We start from the raw sequence: 16888 nt of genomic DNA, 5'->3' as shown, positions 1-16888 counted from the left end.
CTAAGGGGAAAGTATAGATGGCCAAACACATTACGGGGAAAACGTCTTACTCACTTACTCACTTCTTTCGAAGCAAGTGTTACTCAGACAGGCGAATTATACAATAGTTCAGTCTTTACAGTGTTAAATTTCGTTAAATAAAAATAACAAGGTTTAGATATTTGATTTTAAATAAATAAAAAATCTATATTGTTTAAAAAATGATCGAAAAAATTTGGAATTTTTTTTAGATTTGGATGAATTTCCATTCTCCTGCGGCCAAATCATCGACATTCCAGTCGCCGAATTTCTCACGGTGGAGCTGCTCGACACGGTTGCCTGCGGCTGCAACCATGCGTTTGACCTGATGGTATTTACCCTCGGTAATGGTCATCATCAATGTGGTTGGGGCGGCTAATACTGCTTCGGCTGCGGCGACGGTTTCATTATCGTCATGCAGGAGGACGCCGTTTTTGAGTGTGGTGCAAAGGGTATCGTCGGCAGGATGTTTCAAAGTGACGCGGTAGAGCTTCGGAACTTTGTGTTTGGGCGAGGTAACGCGGTGGTTAAATTGCCCGTCGTTGGTAATCAGAATAATGCCGGTTGTGTCTGCATCCAAGCGGCCGACTGCCTGCATATCGATATTGCGCATGTGGTCGGGAAACAGGCTAAAGATGCTTGGATATTGCTGGGGTTTGTGCGAAGTCTCGTAATCTGCAGGCTTATGAAGCAAAATGTAGAAATAGGGCATGGGTACGGCGGCAATCTCTTCGCCGTCAACAGACAGGGTGTGCACTTGAGACGGGTCAATATCGTCTTTGGCACGATTATGGATTTCGCCGTTAATGGCAATGCAGTCATTGTCTATCAGCCATTGGCATTGCTTGCGGCTGCCGAGGCCTTGTGATTGGATGTATTTGAGCAGTTGCATGGTTGGTTGAAAAGTAGGAAATGTTCAGACGGCCTTTATTGTACTGGAAAACCGATGTTTAGGCCGTCTGAAAAGTAGGGGCAAAAAAATCGCCCCTTTAAAATGTTAAGGGGCGCAAAAGGAACACAAACCACTACCAAAAACTGTTACAGGGCAAATTCTCCTATTTGATGTGTTGCCGGATAAAGTGCTTTCATCAAGTCATGTGGTGAAAGCGAGAAATCTTTGCTGTTTGTCGTCAGACGGCCTTGCTGAGGCGTGAGTTCGAGCAATCGGGCGTTTGCCGACTGGATGAACTTGTTTTTCGTGCGCTGCATTTTTCGTTGCAGAGCGGAAACAACGCGGTTGTACAGACTGTCTTTTTGCTTGACTTCGCGTGTATCGGCAACCCAGCTCAAGCGTGTATTGCCGTCTTCATCTTCAATCAGCAGGATGCCGGTTTCTGATTGGGGCGATTTGCCCATGCAAGGAAGCCAAACATAATATCGGCCATCTAAAGTAATGAATACTGCGTCATGTACTTCGCATTCGTCGCAACACTTGGTGGCGATCAAAGAGCGGATGGCTTGTTGGTGCAGTCTCAGAATATCAAGGGAGACTTGCTTAAAAATACTTTCGGGCATTTTCTTCTCCTTTCATTCTGTTGTGCGGTTGTTTTGTTTCGATGGGTTGTATTATACGGAGATTTTTTAAATTTGCAAATGATAATTGTTCCTATTATTTAAATAATAAGTAAGGTATTCATTATTAAAGAAATTAAATTTAAAAATTTTTGTAGAAATTGGGTTTTCTACTCAAAATTGGAGTAATAGACGGCCAATAGATGAAAAAAGAATAAAGGCCGTCTGAACAAATCCAGCGTTAAAAGGGCATTTGAAAAAGCAGCTAAAGTTTTGCTGACTATACATTTCAGACGGCCTTCAGTATGATTCAGGACGTTTTGATAATTGCAGAAACCACCAACCATGAGCCAACGTCAGATTATCCTCGATACGGAAACCACGGGCCTTTATCCTGAAAACGGCGACCGTCTGGTCGAATTTGCCGGCTTGGAAATGATCAACCGCCAAATGACCGACTCCAACCTTCATTTATATGTCCATCCCGAACGCGATATGCCGGAGGAAGCGGCGAAGGTGCATGGTTTGACGATTGAAGTATTGGAAGCGAAGAATGCGCCGCCGTTTGCCCAAGTGGGTAAACAGATTGCCGACTTTATACGTGGTGCAGAGCTGATTATCCATAACGCCAAGTTTGACGTCGGCTTCCTGAATATGGAATTCCGCCGCATGGGGCTGCCTTCTATTGAGGAACTGGGTTGTAAAGTGACCGACACGCTGGCCATGGCGCGTGAAATGTTTCCGGGGCAAAAGGCAAGCTTGGATGCCTTGTGTAACCGCTTTTCCGTTGACCGCAGCAAACGTGTCTTGCACGGCGCGCTAATCGACTGCGAGCTTTTGGGTGAAGTCTATCTTGCCATGACGCGTCAGCAGTTCGACCTGATGGGCGGTGAGGCGGAAGAAGAGGGCGAAGTCAAACCAACCATTATTGCCGAAACCAAACGTACATCGCAATTGAAAGTCATCAAAGCCGATGCGGACGAGCTGGCCGCACATGAAAAATATTTGGACGATTTGGGCGAAGCGTGCGTATGGCGCAAGGCTGAAACGCCGGATGAGGCCGATGCCGGAGCGTCAGCATGATGCGCCGCAATATCGCTTTGATTCCTGCTGCCGGTGTCGGGGCGCGATTTGGCGCAGGAAAACCCAAACAATATGTTGAAATCAATGGTAAAACCGTATTGCAACACACCATAGAAATTTTTGAGCAACACCCACGCATAGATTTAATTGCCGTTATTCTTTCGCCGGAAGATTCGGTTTTTCAGACGGCTGTGTCTGAGAAAGTGCATGTCTTCCGAGTGGGCGGTGCAAGTCGTGCCGAAACGGTACGCAATGGTGTGTCCGTTTTATTGGAGCAAGGTTTGGCCGAGGCACAAGACAATATTTTGGTTCATGATGCCGCGCGCTGTTGCCTGCCTGCCGAAGCGTTAACGCGTTTGCTTGATGAGGCAGGTGAAAATGATGAAGGCGGCATTCTGGCCATACCAGTGGCTGATACGCTCAAGCGGGCAGACGGCAGTCACCATATTGATGAAACCGTTGCACGCGCAGGATTATGGCAGGCGCAAACGCCGCAGCTTTTTCAGACGGCCTTATTAAATCGCGCCTTATCGGTTGATGATTTGAGTGAGATTACGGATGAAGCGTCAGCGGTTGAAAAACTGGGTATCAGGCCGCGCTTGGTGCAGGGCGATACGCGCAATTTAAAATTGACGCTGCCGCAAGACGAATACATTGTCAGATTGTTGCTCCAGGCCGTCTGAACAATCAAAACCCATTATTTAAGGAAACAAACATGAATATTCGTGTCGGACAGGGCTACGATGTCCATCAGTTGGTTGAAGGCCGAGATTTGATACTCGGCGGCGTCAACATTCCGTTTGAAAAAGGCTTGCTGGGTCATTCAGATGCCGATGCGCTTTTGCATGCGATTACTGATGCCCTGTTGGGTGCGGCAGGTTTGGGCGATATCGGCAGCCATTTTCCTGATACTGCAGCCGAATTCAAAGATGCCGACAGCCGTGTGCTGTTGCGCGAGGCTTATCAAAGTGTGCAGGAATTGGGTTGGAAGGTGGTTAATGTCGATACGACCGTAATTGCGCAAAAACCCAAACTTGCGCCACATATTCCGGCAATGCGCGCCAATATTGCCGCAGATTTAGGCTTGCCTGAAAACTGCGTCAACATCAAAGGCAAAACCAACGAAAAACTTGGCTATCTGGGGCGTATGGAAGCCATTGAAGCACAAGCGGCAGTATTGATGATTAAAGCCTAAGGGCTTAAAATCGTTTCATCATTCAAACCGAAAGACTGACAACATGGCAACTCAAGACGAACTCAAACGCATTGCCGCCGAGAAAGCGGTGGAATTTGTTCCTGAAAACGAATACATCGGTATCGGTACCGGCTCTACTATTAACTTTTTTATCGAAGCTTTGGGTAAAAGCGGTAAGAAAATCAAGGGCGCCGTATCTACTTCCAAAAAATCCAGCGAGCTTTTGGCAAAATACGAAATTCCAGAAGTTTCACTGAATGATGTGATGGGTTTGGCGGTTTATGTTGACGGCGCAGACGAAGTCAACCACGCGTTGCAAATGATTAAAGGCGGCGGCGGTGCGCATTTGAACGAAAAAATCGTGGCTAGTGCATCCGATAAATTTGTCTGTATCGCCGATGAGAGCAAATATGTTTCCCGTTTGGGCAAATTCCCATTGCCGGTAGAAGTGGTTGAAAATGCCCGTTCGCTGGTGTCGCGCAAACTGCTTGTGATGGGCGGACAGCCTGAGTTGCGTGTCGGCTATACTACTTTCTATGGCAACCAAATCGTTGATGTTTACGGCCTCAATATCGATCAAGCCCTGAAAATGGAAGACGAAATCAATAAAATCACCGGCGTACTCGAAAACGGTATTTTTGCCCGCGATGCCGCCGATGTGTTGGTTTTGGGTACGGCAGAAGGTGCAAAAGTCATCCTGCCTTGTCAGGATTAATGGAGATTAATCAATCTTAAAAGGCTGTCTGAAAGTGCATCAGGTCTTTCAGACGGCCTTCAATTTGGCAAAATATGCAAATCAGTAAAATTATAAAATGGTTGCCCGTTGTTTTATCCGTGTTGGGCGCGCTTGGTTACAGCTCACGCGATACTGAGTTGATTCGTACCGGGGTAAGCGTTGCCGCAACATTGGCACAAAGCGACAATATCGGTTTGGAAAAGGTCAATGAATGGCTAGGGGAAAATGTTGTCAAAGCCACATCTGACACCAAAGCCGAAGCTAAACCCAAACCGGAACAAAAACAAAAGTCATCGCGACAATCCTATACATACAACGGAAAAATCATCAAAATCCATGATGGCGATACCATGCACATTATCGATAGCGACGGCAGGAAACACAAAATCCGTATGGCCTATATCGATGCGCCGGAAATCAATCAAGCCTATGGTACGCAATCACGAGACAATTTGATTGATGCCGCATTGCATAAAAAAGCCAAAGTCCGCGTGTTTGAAGCCGACCGCTACCAGCGCGAAGTTGCCCAAGTATCAGTCGGCACGATTGACTTGAATTTGATGCAGATACGGGATGGCGCCGCATGGCATTATGAAAGTTATGCTAAAAAACAACAGAGTAAAACTGCTTACACCGACTATTCGGCCGCACAAAAACAAGCCAAGGAAAAACGTAAAGGCTTATGGAAAAAAGATAATCCGCAAGCACCTTGGCAATTTCGCCGTCAAAACCACGAGCAGCAGAACGGTAATAAAAAGCAGTCTGATAAACAATGGTTTGGGATTTGGTAGGTTTTAAGAGAGGCCATCTGAAAACTTTCAGACGGTCTTTAATCATTGAGGTTTAGTATAAGATAAGAATGAGTGGCAGGTTTCTGATTAGAGGGTAATAGAAATAAAAGTGTAGTGTAATATTTTTAAGAAGGGCGGATATGAAAAAAGACACCGTTAGCTGGTGTCTTTAGGATCTGGCAGAGAGGAAGGGATTCGAACCCTCGATACGCTATTCACGTATACACGCTTTCCAGGCGTGCGACTTAAACCACTCATCCACCTCTCTGTGGACTATTACCCTGACTTGTTATTCAGAATAATGTGAAAACTTGACTGATTGATTTATCAGTGGTGCCCAGGAGAAGACTCGAACTTCCACACCCGTGAGGATACTAGCACCTGAAGCTAGCGCGTCTACCAATTCCGCCACCTGGGCAATTTAAATTTTCTTAAGCAAAGAAGCACCAAATTACTTGGTGCCCAGGAGAAGACTCGAACTTCCACGCCCGTGAGGACACTAGCACCTGAAGCTAGCGCGTCTACCAATTCCGCCACCTGGGCTTTGCTTTATTCTTCAATTTAAGGTAGAGTTGACTACCTGAACTGCGAAGAAGCAGCTATTATATATTTTAAAAAAAGAATGTCAACTATCAAAATGAACAAAAATACTAAATCTTTAAATTTACGAGAAAAAGACCCATATTTGGAGCGGGAGAAACAACGTTACGCTCATCCGTTGCCCAGCCGTGAATGGGTCATTGAATTATTGGAACAAAAAGGTGTGCCGACAAAAATCGAAGCTTTGGCACATGAATTGTCGATTGCAGAAGATGAATATGAATTCTTCGAACGCCGTCTAAAAGCGATGGCGCGCGATGGTCAGGTGTTGATCAACCGACGTGGCGCGGTATGTGCTGCAGAAAAATTGGCATTGGTTAAATGCCGTGTCGAGGCTCATAAAGACGGCTTTGGTTTTGCCGTGCCGCTAACGCCGACAGGCGAGGGTGATTTTATTTTGTATGAACGTCAGATGCGCGGCGTGATGCATGGGGATATTGTTACCGTGCGTCCTGCCGGTATTGACCGCAGAGGCCGTCGTGAAGGTACGGTTTTAGATGTGGTGGAGCGTGCGCAGTCCAAAGTGGTCGGCCGTTTTTATATGGATCGCGGCGTGGCCATTTTGGAAGCCGAAGACAAGCGTTTGAGTCAAAGTATCGTGTTAGAGCCTGAAAGTGTGGCGCAATTTAAACCGCAATCCGGTCAAGTGATTGTGGCTGAAATTGAGACGTATCCTGAAGCGCATCGTCCTGCAGTGGCTAAGCTGATTGAAGTGTTGGGCGATTATGCCGACAGCGGTATGGAAATCGAAATCGCTGTACGCAAGCACCATTTGCCTCATCAATTCAGCGAAGCATGTGTCAAAGCTGCGAAGAAAATTCCCGATCATGTGCGTAAAACCGACTTGAAAGGGCGCGTGGACTTACGCGATTTGCCTCTGGTAACCATTGACGGAGAAACTGCGCGGGACTTTGATGATGCGGTTTTTGCTGAAAAAATCGGCCGCAATTACCGTTTGGTGGTGGCGATTGCCGATGTCAGTCATTATGTCCGCCCTGATGATGCGATTGATGTGGATGCTCAGGAACGCAGTACCAGCGTGTATTTCCCACGCCGCGTGATTCCGATGCTGCCGGAGAAGTTGTCCAACGGTATCTGCTCGCTCAATCCTGATGTCGAACGCCTGTGTATGGTGTGCGATATGGTGATTACCTATGCCGGCAATATCAAGGAATACCGTTTCTATCCGGCAGTAATGCGTTCGCATGCGCGACTGACTTACAATCAGGTTTGGGATTGGATTTCAGACGGCCAGGATTATCCGTTTAAGCAGCAAATCGATACCCTGTATAAGTTATTTAAAATCTTGCAGAAAAAACGTTTCGAGCGTGGCGCGGTTGAGTTTGAGAGCGTTGAGACTCAGATGATTTTCGACGACAACGGTAAAATCGACAAGATCGTTCCTGTTGTCCGCAATGATGCGCACAAATTGATTGAAGAATGTATGTTGGCGGCGAATGTTTGCGCGGCAGAATTTTTGTTAAAAAACAAACATACGGCTTTATTCCGCAATCACTTGGGCCCGACTCCCGAAAAATTGGCCACCTTACGCGAGCAGCTTGGTTTGCTGGGGTTGAGTTTGGGTGGCGGCGATAATCCGACGCCGAAAGACTATGCTGCGCTTGCCGAACAATTTAAAAACCGTCCGGACGCGGAGTTGTTGCAAGTGATGATGTTGCGTTCTATGCAGCAGGCGGTTTATGAGCCGCATTGCGACGGTCACTTTGGTCTGGCTTATAGCGCATATGCACACTTTACTTCGCCTATCCGCCGTTATCCGGATTTGACGGTTCATCGTGCCATTAAGGCTGTGTTGAACGGACAAACTTACCAGCCCAATAAAACCTGGGAGGCTTTGGGCGTGCATACCTCTTTCTGCGAACGCCGAGCCGATGATGCCAGCCGCGATGTGGAAAACTGGCTGAAAACTTATTATATGCGCGACAAAGTCGGCGAAGTCTTCAGTGGTAAGATTTCAGGCATGACCAGTTTCGGTATTTTTGTAACCTTGGACGACATTCATATCGACGGTTTGGTACACATCAGCGACTTGGGAGAGGATTATTTCAACTTCCGTCCTGAAATTATGGCGATTGAGGGCGAACGCAGCGGTGTCCGTTTCAACATGGGCGATACGGTTACTGTAAAAGTCGCGCGTGCTGATTTGGATACCAGTAAGATTGATTTGACCTTAATCAGCGGCGGTTCAGTCGGTAAGAAACGCGGCGGTAGAAAAGCAAAACCTGTGAGTAAGCCGACAGCTGCTGACAAGCCTGTCGAAAAGCGTAAGCGTAAACTTTCCGCTAAAGAAATTGATGAAGCGTTGGCTACTCCTGTGAAGGCAAAGAAGAGCAAGGTGAAAAGTAAACCTGCTTCTAAGCCGGTCAAGCCAAGCAAACCTAAAGCCGCAAGCAAGAAAAAAGCGCAGGCGAAAACAGCTTCTGTCAAAGCCGGGCGTAAAAATAATGCTCAAGGTAAAAGTGTGAAGATTAAAGTGAAGAAAGCTGCTAAGAAATAAGTGGCATTCAATTCAGGCCGTCTGAAAATTTTCAGACGGCCTGAATTTGTGATTTTATGAATAACACCAAGGATAAATAAGATGATAAAACTGTACGGTATTCCCAATTGCGATACGGTTAAAAAAGCGCGCAGTTGGTTGGCGGAAAACGGCATCGAGTTTGAGTTTGTAGATTTTAAGAAAAATGCCCCGACTGCCGAATTGATTGATGGCTGGCTGGAGCAGGCGGCTTTGGAAATTTTGCTCAATAAAAGAGGCACGACTTGGCGCAAGTTGGATAAAGATGCGCAAGAATCTGCCGCCACAAAAGAAGGGGCGATTGCTTTAATGGTGGAGAATCCCAGTATCATCAAGCGGCCTGTATTGGTCAAAGAAGGACAGGTTCATATCGGATTTTCAGTAGAAGCGTATCAGGAAATTTTCGGATAAGGCATTTTTAGGTTTTTAGGCCGTCTGAAAAAGCAAGCCTCGAAAAAATACGTTACAATACGCGCTTTGAGCCTGTTTTCAGGATTTTAAGATTTTTGCGGCAGCATTTTGCGTCTGCCACGCCAAACTTTTCTTTCGGATAAATATGTTCCATATTGTTGAAAAATATAAAACACCCGCCCAGATTGTTTTAGGTATCATCGGTCTGACCTTTATCGGATTCGGTGCCAATAATTTGTCTTCGCCGGGTTCTGATTACATTGTTAAAGTCGGGGATGAGAAAGTCAGCGAACACGCTTTACAGATTGCGATACAAAACGAGCAGGCTGCCGGCAATAATGCGCCTTCGCGTGATGCGATATTCCAATCTTTATTGCAAAGAGCTTACCTGAAGCAGGGCGCCAAGCTGATGGGCATCGCTGTGTCTCAGGAACAAATCAAGCAAGTTATTGTGGATGATCCGAATTTCCATGATGCTTCCGGTAAATTCAGTCAGGATTTGCTCAAGAAATATTTGGATCAACGCAGGATGACCGAGGATCAGTTCGTTGAAGATATCCGTGAACAGTTCCAATTGCAAAATCTGTTGAATTTGGTGCAAAACGGTGCTCTGGTCAGTGATGCGCAAGCGCGTCAGTTGATTAACCTGACTCAAGCAACGCGTACCATCCGTTCATTTACGTTCAGCCCTGAAGCATTTGCTGCACAAGTCAAAGTAGATGATGCGGCTTTGCAAAAATATTATGAAGCGCATAAGAAAGATTACTTGATTCCTCAAGCCGTTAAGCTGGAATATGTAGCTTTGAACATCAAAGATTTGGCTGACAAACAAACCGTCAGTGCGGAAGAAGTACAAAAAGCTTACGACAGCAAAAGCGTAGATTTGTCGCCAAGAGCCGAAATTGCGCATATTTTCATTCCGGTTATGCCTAATGGAGATGAAGCAAGCAATGCGGAAATTAAAGCCGAAGTGGACAAAATGGCTGCGGAGCTTAAAGCACATCCAGATTCGTTTGCCGAACTGGCGGCTAAGTATTCTAAAGACCTGTCCAGCAGCAACAAAGGCGGCAACTTGGGTTACCTGAGCAAAAGCGGCGGCAGCGGCTTCGGGCCGGAATTTGATAAAGCAGCATTTGCATTGGGCAAAGGCGAAGTCAGCGATACCGTTAAATCGTCTTTGGGTTATCACGTCATTAAAGTTTTGAATGTCGAAGCTGAGCCGACTTTGGAACAAGCTAAAGCGCGTATCGAAGCAGCCTTGAAACTGAAAAAAGCAGCTTCTGCCTTTAATGCTGCGAAAGAAAAACTGGGTGAAGATACCTTTAATGATCCATCTTCTTTGGCAAAAGCAGCCGCCAATTCAGGTTTGAAAGTGGAAAGCCTGGATAAATGGGTAACCAAAGCGGGCGCGAAAGAAGCCGGTTTGCCTGAAACGTTGATTAATGCGGCGTTTAGTGATGATGTACTGAAGAAAAAACACAATTCTGAAGTGATCGCCATCAACAACGAAACCGTTTGGGTCATTCGTGCGAAAGAAGTGCGCGAAGAGAAAATTGCACCATTTGCAGAAGTTAAAGACACTGTCCGTGCAGCATATCTGCGTTCTGAAGCCGCCAAACTGGCAGAGAAGAAAGCCCAGGAAACTTTGGCCGCATTGAAAGCCGGTAAAGCTGCCGATGTTCAATGGTCGCCTGTTTCTCAATTGAGCGCACAAGATGCACGTAAAACCATGCCTCCGGAGGCTTATGCAGCTTTGCTGAAAGCGCGTCCTGTCGGCGGCAAACCTGCGTATACATTGTTGGAAGGTATGCCTGCGCCGGTGATTATGGAAGTTCAGAGCGTTTCTGCTCCTGAAAATGCCGATTCACAGATTCCGGCTGCTAAACAGGCTTTGGTTCAGCAGCTTTCTGCCAATGTTTTCGATGCCTTGCTCCAGTATTTGGGTAAGAAAATCGATCGTACGCAAGGTGCACAACAAGTTAATAATGCTGCCGAATAAGCAGAATATTAGAGTAGGGCAGCCGGATGAATTCCGGCTGTTTTCTTATTTTTAGCTATCTTTTTAAAGGCCGTCTGAAATCATGAGTAAAAATCCTGATGCCTTTGTCCGCTTGATTAATGCATTAAAAATTCTGCCCAATGTCGGCCCGAAATCCGCACAACGCATGGCTTACCAGCTTTTACAGTACAAACGCGAAGAAGCGCAGGAGTTGGTGGATGCTTTGCAGTTTGCCTTGAGGCAGGTGCAGCATTGTCGGCTGTGTAACACATTTTGCGAAGGCGATTTGTGTGAAATTTGTGCAGACGAAAAACGCGAGAAAAGCCGCTTGATGATTGTGCATATGCCGGCGGATGTCTCTAGTATGGAGGCGGCCAATTGTCATGATGGTCTGTATTTTGTTCTGATGGGGCAAGTCAGTCCGGCGCAGGGCATGGATATTTCGGCAGTAGCGTTAGATAAGCTGGTTGCCCGTTTGCAGGCGAGTGATATTGAGGAAATTATCATTGCAACCAACTTCACAGCCGAAGGCGACGCGACAGCGTATGTATTGGCGGAATTGTTTAAAAATCTTCCTTATAAAGTCAGCCGGTTGGCAAGGGGAATCCCTTTGGGCGGCGAGATGGAATATGTGGATGCCGGTACTTTGGCTCAGGCTGTTTACGACAGAAGAAATATCCAATCTTAAATGCCAATATAAAAAGGCCGTCTGAATGTTTTTCAGACGGCCTTTTCATTGATGAAATCAGATTATTTGCAGCTCACGCCTTGAATTTGAGGCGTATCGCCGTTGCCAACTTTAAATGCGCATTTGGTTGCGCTGCTGCCGGATGCGGTAACAACACCGTTTCCGCTGTTGAGGCTGACAGGTTCTTTTACGCCCATGCCGACGGCAGTGGCTGCCAGTTTTTGAACATCGGCGTCGGAGTAAGCGGTATTGTTTGAACTGATTTTGATTTCTTTGGCGGCATATGCATTGAAGCTGAATGACAAGCCTACAGCTACAGATACGAGAGCCAAGAATTTTTTGCTGTTCATTAGTGTATTTCCTTTTTGATGGTGACAAAGTGTGTCACAGCTTCAGAATAAGGGCGATTGGCAGATTGTGCAAGTTTTTCGGCGGAATTTACGGGAAGATACATGGTTTTACATACACTTTATCCCTGAATGCTACATCAGTCGGGCAATCGGACGACCTGTCGGTTTTACGGTACAATAAGCCTTTTTTGACAAACGAATGAGGCATTTTTGAATGGCTTCTTTAGAAACTTGGATAGGCCTGCGCTATTTACGTGCGAAAAAACGCAACGGCTTTATGTCATTTATTACCATGATTTCAATCGCCGGTATCGCCTTGGGCGTAACGGCGCTGATTGTGGTTTTATCCGTGATGAACGGATTTCAGAAAGAGATACGCGGTCAATTGTTGAACGTCGCCCCTCATGCGGAAATCGGCTATTACGATGTCGGCAGTGCGCCGGGTTGGCAGAATTTGCGCGAATTTGTAAAAGGCAAAAAGGAAGTATTGGCCAGCGCGCCTTATGTTTCTGATCAGGCTTTGCTTGCCAATGCCGGTGAAGTGCGCGGTGTGCAGATACGCGGTATTTTGCCGTCTGAAGAAAAAAATGTCGTTGATTACGGCAAGGATATGCCGGCCGGCAGTTTTGATGATTTGAAGCCGGGCGAATTTGATATTATTTTGGGTCAAGGGCTTGCTGAGGCATTGGGCACGGAGATTGGCGGCAAGGTTACAGTGATTACGCCGGAGGGTAACGTTACCCCTGCCGGCGTAGTGCCGCGCTTGAAGCAGTTTAATGTAGTCGGTGTAGTAAAAACAGGTGTTTATGAAGTCGATAATACCTTGGCCATGACGCATATCAAGGATGCGCAAGTCTTGTATCGACTGGGTGAAAATGTCGGTGGGCTGCGTTTGCGACTGGCTGATCCTCAGAATGCACCATCTTTCATTGCCAAGTTGATTCCTGATGCTAAAAAAGATGAAGTATGGGTACGCGACTGGACGTTTAACAACCGTAGCTATTTTGAAGCCGTTGAGTTGGAAAAACGCATGATGTTCATCATTTTGACACTGATTATCGCGGTTGCTGCGTTTAACCTCGTCTCGTCTTTGGTAATGGCGGTAACGGAAAAACAAGCCGATATTGCGATTTTGCGCACTTTGGGTTTGTCCCCGGGTGGGGTCATGAAGATTTTCTTGGTACAGGGCGCATTTGCGGGGTTCTTTGGTACGCTTGTTGGTGTCGTATGCGGTGTATTGCTGGGTTGGAATGTCGGCAAGATTGTCGCGTTTTTTGAAGACCTGTTCGGCGTGCATTTGATTAACTCACAGGTTTATTTCATCGATTACCTGCCTAGCGATGTGAACTTGAAGGATGTCGCCGTTATTGCCTGCATTTCGCTTGGCTTGGCATTTATCGCCACACTGTATCCGAGCTGGCGTGCTGCAAAAACCCAACCTGCGGAGGCTTTGCGTTATGAGTAAGACAATTTTGAAATGTACCGGCGTTGGCAAAAGCTATAATGATGGCGCATTGAATGTACAAGTGTTGAATCATTTAGATTTTGAAGTTGCTGAAGCGGAAAGCGTGAGTATTATTGGTTCGTCAGGCAGCGGTAAATCTACGTTGCTGCACCTTCTTGGTGGCTTGGATATGCCGTCTGAAGGCAAGGTAATACTGATGGATCAGGATTTGGGCGGTTTGAGCCAAAAACAGTTGGGCGAATTGCGCAACCGTTATTTGGGCTTTGTGTATCAGTTCCACCATCTATTGCCTGAGTTTTCTGCGTTGGAAAATGTCATGATGCCGCTTTTAATCGGCAAAATGCCCAAGGCGATGGCTGAGGAGAAGGCTGTCAAGATGCTGAAAAAGGTTGGCTTGGACAAGCGTATGCTGCACCGTCCGAGCGAACTTTCCGGCGGTGAGCGTCAGCGTGCGGCGATTGCCCGTGCTTTGGTTAATGAGCCGAAATGCCTGTTGGCAGATGAGCCGACGGGGAACCTTGACCGTAAAAATGCGCAAAATGTGTTGGACATGATGCTGGATTTGAAACGCGAATTAAACACCAGCCTGATTGTGGTGACCCATGATGACGAGCTGGCTGAGCGTTTCGACCGGGTAATGACCATGAAAGACGGCAGCCTGCAAGTGCTGCAATAAGGTTATTATTTCAGGCAAATATTTTATGCTTTGAAAGGTATAATAGAGGCCGTCTGAAAAATAGGTTTTCATTTATGGAAACGCTGTTTTTCAGACGGCCTTTCTTTTTTCCGTATCAATCAATTCTGAGCCATGAATCCGACCGACTCTATCCTTTCCTCTGCCGCAGATGCGGCCATAGCGTTTTTCCGCCGCCACGAAGTACAGGGCGCATCCGTTATTGAGCCTTATGTGGTTCGACTGTTTGCAGCCTTGCAAAACGGGCATTCGTTTATTTACTTGGATAAAGCGGATGTCGATGCCTTAAGCAACTTGCCGAACTTGGTCGGTAATGCGGATAAACCGCTTATCCTGCAAGGCCGGAAATTGTTTTTGGGGCGGATGTGGCAGTTGGAGCATGATTTGGCTGTTGAAATCAAACGGCTGGCCAGTGCAGAGGCGGAAGAAGTGAATTTTATGGCGGCTTCAAAAAGTCTGAGCGATTGGTTTGATACTAAAGACAGTAAAGAGCAACGGGATGCTGCGGCTTTGGCTTTGCTGCAAAACTTTATGCTGATTACCGGCGGGCCGGGTACGGGTAAGACGACGACCGTAGCAAAGCTTTTGGGTCTGATTTGTAATAACAGTACGAAGCTGCCCCGTATCGCGTTGGCGGCGCCGACGGGCAAAGCGGCTGCGCATATGGCACGGGCCTTGCAGCGTGCTTTGGACGGTTTTGATTTGTCTCCGAGCATTAAAGCGCATTTGGAAAATTTGGAAGGGCAGACCGTCCATCGATTATTGAAACTGCGTCCGCCGCAAATGCGCCCTGCGTTTAATCATGATCATCCGCTTGCTTTGGATGTTTTGGTGGTGGATGAGGCTTCGATGTTGGATTTGCCGCTGGTGTTGGATTTATTGCGCGCCGTGCCGACCGGCTGTCGTCTGGTATTGCTTGGCGATGAAAACCAGTTGCCGTCGGTTGGCTTGGGTGCCGTATTGGCGGCATTGTCGCGTCCGACGGCTTTGGATAAAGAAACTGCTGGAAAGTTGGAAGTGTACCTGCCCAATCATGGCTTTGAAATTAAAGGGCAGCCACAGGCTTTATCGCAAAACAATGCCAAATTGACGTTCAGCCACCGGTTTGGTGCAGACAGCGGTATCGGTTGTTTGGCAAGGGCGGTGGTATCCGGGGAAAAGCAAACTGCGGTCGAACAGTTTGATAAGTTCCCCACAGAATTGGAAATGAAATCAGGCCGTCTGAAAGAACAGGTTGCTTTGTTGTATCAAAAGCAACAGGATTATTGGCAGGCTGTGGCAGAGAATAATATTGCACTTGCCTATGGTCATGCTGCCGATGTGGTGGTATTGGCAGCTTGGCGGCAGGATGCGGATGATTTGAATCAGGCTTATCAAGAATACTTGCAACGACAGGGCAAGGTTTCGGGCGAAACGCCTTGGTTTGCCGGACAAATCATCATGATTACGCACAATGATTACATGCTGGAAGTGTTTAACGGCGACATCGGGCTGATTATGAAAGATAAAGAATCGTTGAATGGCTTGTCTGCCTATTTTCCTGAGAAAGATGGATTCAAGAAAATTGCCATCAGCCGTTTGCCTGATTTTGAATCGGCTTTTGCCATGACGGTGCATAAGAGCCAAGGTTCGGAATATCGGGAAGTATGGCTGTTGCCCCCGTCAGTGCCTGCAACGACGGAAAGCGAAGAGGAAGCCAGAGGTTTGGATAAGGCTTTGCTTTACACAGCCATTACCCGTGCGCGTGAACGTTTCGTGTTTTGGGGAAATGCAGAGGAATTGTGTCAGGCTGTGGGATGCCATCAAAAACGCAGGACGGCATTGGCTGAAGCCTTGAAATGGCAGTTTGAACAGCCTGATGAGCAGGCTTCTGTTTGACCTGAATCAAGAGGCCGTCTGAAAGAGGATAAAGCGTTTAAATCTGCTTGACTGATTACACTAATTTACATACGATAAAAATAATTAGTAAATAAAATGAATAATTTATACGAAATTCATAATTTTGTACGCTTTATCGAATACTTCACTTTCAATACCTTCTTTTGGAGAGTCGGCATGAAATTTCAAACTAAACTGATTGCAACCTGTATTTTATTGGCTTCATCGTCTTATTCTTTGGCAGAAAATGCTGATGGCGGACGTGATGCGGCAGCTTTGGCTACCACCAATGATTACGTCAATTCCGGCAGTATTATTCGAAAAGACGACGATAAAATCAGTATTTTCAATGATTTGTTGACTGTGAATGGTGGCTTGCGCGTACGTGCGGATACCAAAGACATCAATGCTAATAACAGCGGCATTAATCCTACGCCCGAAGACACTAATGCCAACTTCAATGCGGAGTTTTGGTTACGCGCAAAACTGTATAAAGATTGGAAATTGGTTGCCCAAATCGAGCCGAATATCGATTTGGAAACCGGTAAGTTCAACGGCGATCATGATGTGCCGGTGAATAAACTGTATGCCGAAGGTACTTTGTACAACAACATTAAAGCGCGTGTCGGTAAATTTGGCGCGTTCTCTTCATACGGCCGCGTATGGGATACCGAAGTTACCGGCGGCGAAATCTTCTTTGACAATAAAACCCTGCCTACCAAAATCTATGCGGGCCGCCGTACAGGCAATCTGAACGACAACGCATGGGGCATCGGCGGCCGCCGCAGACATTTTGCCGCAGTTCAAAGCGTGTTGCCTGTGAATGAGAATATCAACGTCGGCGCAACCGTCAGCTACATGAAAGACATCGATGTACGCGGTGCGAAGAAAAATGCGGTCTTCGGAGAAATCGGTACGGACATCAAGTTTAA

16 protein-coding genes and 3 tRNA genes are annotated in these 16888 nt (G+C 46.7%); 13 read left to right on the top strand and 6 right to left on the bottom strand.

Annotated features, from left to right (window positions below; all coding sequences use genetic code 11):
- Positions 1-226: 226 nt before the first annotated feature.
- Positions 227-910, bottom strand: a complete 684-nt coding sequence (locus tag ACTHSP_RS10495; RefSeq protein WP_049322834.1) for a 16S rRNA pseudouridine(516) synthase — start codon at positions 908-910, stop codon at positions 227-229.
- Positions 911-1056: 146 nt separating this feature from the next.
- Positions 1057-1533, bottom strand: coding sequence for a hypothetical protein (locus ACTHSP_RS10490; RefSeq protein WP_049348077.1), 477 nt, complete (start codon positions 1531-1533; stop codon positions 1057-1059).
- A gap of 342 nt (positions 1534-1875) precedes the next feature.
- On the opposite strand from ACTHSP_RS10490, the gene dnaQ reads away from it, so the two are divergent.
- From dnaQ to ACTHSP_RS10465, 5 genes are all read left to right on the top strand, one after another.
- A complete protein-coding gene (gene dnaQ / locus ACTHSP_RS10485) occupies positions 1876-2613 on the top strand; it encodes a DNA polymerase III subunit epsilon (protein ID WP_188211737.1) in 738 nt (245 codons plus the stop codon).
- Positions 2610-3296, top strand: coding sequence for a 2-C-methyl-D-erythritol 4-phosphate cytidylyltransferase (ispD, locus tag ACTHSP_RS10480; protein WP_440346065.1), 687 nt, complete (start codon positions 2610-2612; stop codon positions 3294-3296). Before dnaQ ends, ispD begins: the two co-directional genes overlap by 4 nt.
- Positions 3297-3328: 32 nt before the next feature.
- Complete coding sequence (ispF, locus tag ACTHSP_RS10475; RefSeq protein WP_314513893.1) at positions 3329-3808, top strand: 2-C-methyl-D-erythritol 2,4-cyclodiphosphate synthase; 480 nt, start codon at positions 3329-3331, stop codon at positions 3806-3808.
- Positions 3809-3851: 43 nt separating this feature from the next.
- Positions 3852-4523 carry a ribose-5-phosphate isomerase RpiA gene (gene rpiA / locus ACTHSP_RS10470; protein WP_314513890.1) on the top strand — a complete coding sequence of 224 codons (672 nt, stop codon included), beginning with the start codon at positions 3852-3854 and terminating at the stop codon, positions 4521-4523.
- A gap of 74 nt (positions 4524-4597) precedes the next feature.
- Positions 4598-5335, top strand: coding sequence for a thermonuclease family protein (locus ACTHSP_RS10465; protein ID WP_314513887.1), 738 nt, complete (start codon positions 4598-4600; stop codon positions 5333-5335).
- 177 nt (positions 5336-5512) lie between these two features.
- Here ACTHSP_RS10465 and ACTHSP_RS10460 read toward each other — a convergent pair.
- The 3 genes from ACTHSP_RS10460 to ACTHSP_RS10450 form a co-directional block, all read right to left on the bottom strand.
- Positions 5513-5603, bottom strand: a tRNA-Ser gene (locus ACTHSP_RS10460).
- Positions 5604-5666: 63 nt separating this feature from the next.
- A tRNA-Leu gene (locus ACTHSP_RS10455) sits at positions 5667-5753 on the bottom strand.
- 38 nt (positions 5754-5791) lie between these two features.
- Positions 5792-5878: transfer RNA gene (locus ACTHSP_RS10450), tRNA-Leu, on the bottom strand.
- Positions 5879-5972: 94 nt separating this feature from the next.
- Between ACTHSP_RS10450 and rnr the strand changes: the two genes are divergently transcribed.
- The 4 genes from rnr (at position 5973) to recR (ending at position 11569) form a co-directional block, all read left to right on the top strand.
- Complete coding sequence (gene rnr, locus ACTHSP_RS10445; RefSeq protein ID WP_314513632.1) at positions 5973-8453, top strand: ribonuclease R; 2481 nt, start codon at positions 5973-5975, stop codon at positions 8451-8453.
- A gap of 81 nt (positions 8454-8534) precedes the next feature.
- The gene (locus ACTHSP_RS10440; protein WP_070826225.1) at positions 8535-8882 is read left to right on the top strand and encodes an ArsC family reductase; all 348 of its coding nucleotides are present in this window, start codon (positions 8535-8537) and stop codon (positions 8880-8882) included.
- 145 nt (positions 8883-9027) lie between these two features.
- A complete protein-coding gene (locus ACTHSP_RS10435; RefSeq protein ID WP_314513634.1) occupies positions 9028-10881 on the top strand; it encodes a SurA N-terminal domain-containing protein in 1854 nt (617 codons plus the stop codon).
- 82 nt (positions 10882-10963) lie between these two features.
- Positions 10964-11569 (top strand): recombination mediator RecR, encoded by a 606-nt coding sequence (recR, locus tag ACTHSP_RS10430; protein WP_314513636.1) that lies wholly within the window; start codon positions 10964-10966, stop codon positions 11567-11569.
- Positions 11570-11631: 62 nt separating this feature from the next.
- On the opposite strand, the gene ACTHSP_RS10425 is transcribed toward recR, so the two are convergent.
- A complete protein-coding gene (locus tag ACTHSP_RS10425) occupies positions 11632-11919 on the bottom strand; it encodes a hypothetical protein (RefSeq protein WP_314513638.1) in 288 nt (95 codons plus the stop codon).
- 214 nt (positions 11920-12133) lie between these two features.
- On the opposite strand from ACTHSP_RS10425, the gene ACTHSP_RS10420 reads away from it, so the two are divergent.
- The 4 genes from ACTHSP_RS10420 to ACTHSP_RS10405 all read left to right on the top strand — a co-directional run.
- Complete coding sequence (locus tag ACTHSP_RS10420; protein ID WP_254323693.1) at positions 12134-13384, top strand: lipoprotein-releasing ABC transporter permease subunit; 1251 nt, start codon at positions 12134-12136, stop codon at positions 13382-13384.
- A complete protein-coding gene (lolD, locus tag ACTHSP_RS10415) occupies positions 13377-14060 on the top strand; it encodes a lipoprotein-releasing ABC transporter ATP-binding protein LolD (protein WP_003683651.1) in 684 nt (227 codons plus the stop codon). The genes ACTHSP_RS10420 and lolD overlap by 8 nt, the downstream gene beginning before the upstream one ends.
- 132 nt (positions 14061-14192) lie before the next feature.
- Entirely contained in the window at positions 14193-15956 is a 1764-nt protein-coding gene (gene recD / locus ACTHSP_RS10410; protein ID WP_314513640.1) for an exodeoxyribonuclease V subunit alpha, read from the top strand.
- 96 nt (positions 15957-16052) lie between these two features.
- Positions 16053-16888: hypothetical protein (locus ACTHSP_RS10405; protein WP_440346064.1), on the top strand; the 836-nt coding region annotated here is incomplete at its 3' end.

The sequence above is a fragment of the Neisseria sp. P0001.S005 genome (assembly GCF_051963715.1).
The sequence above is the reverse complement of the archived record's forward strand: the minus strand, read 5'-3'. Positions and strand labels throughout refer to the sequence as shown.

Bases quoted from the DNA above. Each gene is read 5' to 3' on its own strand.
- ACTHSP_RS10495 (WP_049322834.1), bottom strand. From the start codon at position 910: ATGCAACTGCTCAAATACATCCAATCACAAGGCCTCGGCAGCCGCAAG.
- ACTHSP_RS10490 (WP_049348077.1), bottom strand. From the start codon at position 1,533: ATGCCCGAAAGTATTTTTAAGCAAGTCTCCCTTGATATTCTGAGACTG.
- dnaQ (WP_188211737.1), top strand. From the start codon at position 1,876: ATGAGCCAACGTCAGATTATCCTCGATACGGAAACCACGGGCCTTTAT.
- ispD (WP_440346065.1), top strand. From the start codon at position 2,610: ATGATGCGCCGCAATATCGCTTTGATTCCTGCTGCCGGTGTCGGGGCG.
- ispF (WP_314513893.1), top strand. From the start codon at position 3,329: ATGAATATTCGTGTCGGACAGGGCTACGATGTCCATCAGTTGGTTGAA.
- rpiA (WP_314513890.1), top strand. From the start codon at position 3,852: ATGGCAACTCAAGACGAACTCAAACGCATTGCCGCCGAGAAAGCGGTG.
- ACTHSP_RS10465 (WP_314513887.1), top strand. From the start codon at position 4,598: ATGCAAATCAGTAAAATTATAAAATGGTTGCCCGTTGTTTTATCCGTG.
- rnr (WP_314513632.1), top strand. From the start codon at position 5,973: ATGAACAAAAATACTAAATCTTTAAATTTACGAGAAAAAGACCCATAT.
- ACTHSP_RS10440 (WP_070826225.1), top strand. From the start codon at position 8,535: ATGATAAAACTGTACGGTATTCCCAATTGCGATACGGTTAAAAAAGCG.
- ACTHSP_RS10435 (WP_314513634.1), top strand. From the start codon at position 9,028: ATGTTCCATATTGTTGAAAAATATAAAACACCCGCCCAGATTGTTTTA.
- recR (WP_314513636.1), top strand. From the start codon at position 10,964: ATGAGTAAAAATCCTGATGCCTTTGTCCGCTTGATTAATGCATTAAAA.
- ACTHSP_RS10425 (WP_314513638.1), bottom strand. From the start codon at position 11,919: ATGAACAGCAAAAAATTCTTGGCTCTCGTATCTGTAGCTGTAGGCTTG.
- ACTHSP_RS10420 (WP_254323693.1), top strand. From the start codon at position 12,134: ATGGCTTCTTTAGAAACTTGGATAGGCCTGCGCTATTTACGTGCGAAA.
- lolD (WP_003683651.1), top strand. From the start codon at position 13,377: ATGAGTAAGACAATTTTGAAATGTACCGGCGTTGGCAAAAGCTATAAT.
- recD (WP_314513640.1), top strand. From the start codon at position 14,193: ATGAATCCGACCGACTCTATCCTTTCCTCTGCCGCAGATGCGGCCATA.